The sequence below is a fragment of the Tenacibaculum haliotis genome (assembly GCF_025215075.1).
Lineage (GTDB): Bacteria > Bacteroidota > Bacteroidia > Flavobacteriales > Flavobacteriaceae > Polaribacter > Polaribacter haliotis_B.
The window spans coordinates 1-3,638 of the sequence record NZ_JAOBTH010000006.1 but is presented as its reverse complement, the minus strand read 5'-3'; the positions used below and the strand labels follow the sequence as shown (position 1 = coordinate 3,638).

Sequence of the window (3,638 nt, the reverse complement as noted above, 5' to 3'; positions counted from 1 at the left end):
AAACTAAACAATAGACCTCGAAAAATTATTGGTTATAAAACACCCCAAGAAATGATCAATATTGAGCTAAAAAACGTAGCTTAGTAACATCAAAAATTAATAACGATTTGTTGCGTTACAACGTTGAATCCAAGATCCAAATCCTATATGAAAATTAGAAAAAATATTTTGTTCTTATTACTTTTAAGTTCATTATCAATCTACTCACAATGTCCTGAATACCAAAATTACGAATTGGATGAATTTAACCAAGATGTAGATTGTGAAATAATAGATTACACAGACTTATCAAAAGATAATAAAGTATCTAAAGGGACTTCAAGAACCGTTTTAAATTGGTCAGAAAACTATTCAATAAAAAATGCTAGATGGTACAACAATAAATATGGGGGAAAATCATTTAGTTTAAGTTTTTTTGCTAGTTTAAAAATATGTGATAGTGATAGTTTTGAATGCTCTAAATTCAGTAGTAAATATCTTTCAGATGTTTACAAAAAGGATATTTGGGAAAAATATTTAAGAATGGAAATTGACAAACTTCCTTATGAATTCTCTTATATTCACTTTTTAGCAGAAAATGGAGATAACATAAAAATATATGTCAGTAAATATGGTGCTTTCTCAAATGCTTATGATTTCCAAATACCTTTAAAGAGTGAAAAATTTCCAAGAACTATTATTAATTATAATTGGCTATCAAATCATAAGATTAAGAAAGTTAGATTTGTTAATGGACAAACACTTGACGAAATGGATATCAATATTCCTAAAGAAAAATATGGAATGTTCCAGAATATGATTATGTGCATTGAGGATTATAAAAGTAGAATAGAAGAAAAATTTAATTAAGGACACTTATGATTTTAAGCAAAATTTCATTTTTCATTTTGGTATTCATTTTAGGTATAGGTTTGTTATATTTATTTGGAAGTATTGAAAAAATCATAAAAAACCTTGAAAAGAGAATAAACAAACCTTTAGTTTCATTTGAGAAAAAAGTTTCAAATATTGTTGGCTTATTGGTTTTACTATATATTCCGTTAGTTTTCATCTTTTATGTTTGGTATGTTCCAAATGTTTATATCATAGACAAATGCAATTCCTATAATTCAAGTCTTCTAATAACACCAAAAAAAGTTAATAATATTACAATGACTTTAGATGCTGACAATTGCTATATAATTAACAATAGTAAATCCGCTATTAGAATTTCATCCATAGTTTATGATATGACTGAAAGTGAATCTAATTTAAAATTACTAAAAGAATTAAGAAATCAAGAGTACAATCACAATTCAAAATTACTTATGAGTGATTATGAAATGATTATTAATAAAGTGATTCTTCCAAAAAAATCCTTGAAAATTAAGTACAAAAAGGTTCACTATATATTTGAGAAACCTGACAAATCAATTTCAACAAAATACGAAGGAAAAATTAGGTATAAACTAATTTGCACTAATTAATAAAATTTGAAAGCACAAAAAAACGTTTTACAACACCGTATAAAATTAATTGCTTGGTTAAAGCCTACTTACGAAAGTCCTCGCGGACTTTCTATCTGTGATTTATTTGCTAAATTTAGTGCTTAAATCACGCAACTAATCTTATACAAACACGTTGCCAGTAATACAAAAAACGAAAATCTGAACTAATATTTGAACAATGAAGTTTTCTAAAGATTATAAAGAATTTGGTGAAATTATCGTGAAAAAATTACGAGATGAAAATTTTGAATTTTATGAAAAAAGCAGAGATTATGGAAAATCTATATCAATAAAAGATTATTCTGAATTATCAAAAAACCCGAATATAGCACCTGAATTACAAAAATTGAGTGATGAAAGATTTGAATTTTTCAATTCTTTGACTGAAAAACAGACTGAAACTTTGAACAAAATAGTTTTAAATATTTTAGATTCTACTGCTTTTAATTTTTTAAGAGAAATTGAGGAGAATTTAGAAGAAAACGGAAGTATTGGTCTTACAATAAATGGGAAAAAAATTGAGAATATAACATCTGAATTATTATCTGGAACTTTATTTGGAGAGTATTTTTTGTGGGTTGAAAAAAATAGCAAATATGGAGAATTTCAACAATAGAGAAAATAAAGTACTACAGGCAACAACATATATAATTTATTGCTGGCAAAAAGCTTACTTACGAAAATCCTCTCGGATTTTCTTTGTCAGTGATTATTTACTAAATTAGTTGCTTAATTCACGCAACAAACCATATATAAACACGTTGCCAACAAGCTAAAAAAAATCGAATTAATTACCAAATTGGTAACTTTTTTATTATATTTGCGTCAAACAATTATAATGTGAGAGTAATCGCAAAACGAACTTTACGAGATTTTTGGGAAAAACACGCTGATTGTGAAGAACAATTAAAATCGTGGTATAGAGAAACTGAAAAATCCGAATGGAACAATATTAACGAATTAAAAAGTGAATATCCGAGTGCTAGTATTTTAAAAGACAATCGAATTGTTTACAATATAAAAGGTAATAATTATCGTTTGATTGTAAAATTTAATTTTGAATACGGAATATGCTGGATAAGATTTATCGGAACTCACGCTGAATATGATAAAATTGACGCAAATAATATCTAATTATGAAAATATTACCAATTAGAAACGAAAAAGACTATCAAAACGCACTCAACAGACTTGAGGGAATTTTTGATGCAAAAAAGGGAACGGAAAATGGAGACGAGTTGGAAATCCTGTCAATTTTGATTGATAGATATGAAAATGAACAATTCCCAATCGGAATGCCTGACCCAATCGAAGCAATTAAATTCCGAATGGAACAAATGGGAATGAAACAAAAGGATTTAGCAGAAGTTGTTGGATTTAAAAGCAGAGTTAGCGAAATTTTGAATAAAAAAAGAAAACTAACTCTAGATATGATTAGAAAACTCAACTCTACTCTACATATTCCTACTGAAGTTTTAATTCAAGATTATTAATTGAAAAAAGCCAGTTGGCAACACCGTATATAATTTATTGCTAGTTCAAGCCTACTTACGAAAATCCTCGCGGATTTTCTATTCGGTTTTTAGTTGCTAATTTAGTTGCTGAAACACGCAACAAACCATATACAAACACGTTGTAAACAATGCTGAAAAAACCGGCTGTATTCAATAACTTAACGCAACAAATCTAAAATTATAGATTTGTAAAATGACAGTAAAAAAACACAGAAGACTTAGCCTTAAAGAAAGAGTGATTATTCAGACTCTTTTAAACGAAAAAAAGACCAAAGCTTATATTGCTAAAACTCTTGGTAGAACACCTTCTACAATTTCTAGAGAAATCAACAAATGGGTACAAAATAAAGAAGATAATTACGATGCAGAATTAGCACATTGGAACGCTAAAGATGATTACGCTAACAAAAGAAATCGTGATAAAATAAGCACATATTCTCTATTAAGATTTTTTGTCTATAAAGGACTTTTATCTAATTGGACTCCTGAACAAATTTCTGGTAGACTTAAAGAATTGCATCCCAATGATCCTATTATGTCCATTTCTCACGAAGCAATATATAGATACATTTACACTAGACCACAGGCCAGTTTAAACAAAAAACTAATCAAACTGCTTGTTCGCAAAAAAACAAGA

The 3,638-nt window shown here is 27.8% G+C and carries 6 protein-coding genes; all 6 read left to right on the top strand.

What is annotated here, in order from left to right; genetic code table 11:
* Window positions 1–147: 147 nt before the first annotated feature.
* The gene (locus N2251_RS00090) at window positions 148–849 is read left to right on the top strand and encodes a hypothetical protein (protein ID WP_260584639.1); all 702 of its coding nucleotides are present in this window, start codon (window positions 148–150) and stop codon (window positions 847–849) included.
* Window positions 850–857: 8 nt separating this feature from the next.
* A complete protein-coding gene (locus N2251_RS00085; protein WP_260584638.1) occupies window positions 858–1,466 on the top strand; it encodes a hypothetical protein in 609 nt (202 codons plus the stop codon).
* A 199-nt stretch (window positions 1,467–1,665) separates the two neighbouring features.
* On the top strand, window positions 1,666–2,103 hold the full coding sequence (locus N2251_RS00080) for a hypothetical protein (protein ID WP_260584637.1): 438 nt from the start codon (window positions 1,666–1,668) through the stop codon (window positions 2,101–2,103).
* Between the two features lie 224 nt (window positions 2,104–2,327).
* A complete protein-coding gene (locus N2251_RS00075; RefSeq protein WP_054729199.1) occupies window positions 2,328–2,621 on the top strand; it encodes a type II toxin-antitoxin system HigB family toxin in 294 nt (97 codons plus the stop codon).
* 2 nt (window positions 2,622–2,623) lie between these two features.
* Window positions 2,624–2,980, top strand: coding sequence for a helix-turn-helix domain-containing protein (locus N2251_RS00070; protein ID WP_260584636.1), 357 nt, complete (start codon window positions 2,624–2,626; stop codon window positions 2,978–2,980).
* A gap of 214 nt (window positions 2,981–3,194) precedes the next feature.
* Window positions 3,195–3,638 (top strand): helix-turn-helix domain-containing protein (locus N2251_RS00065; protein ID WP_260584635.1); only part of this gene is annotated, 444 nt, incomplete at its 3' end.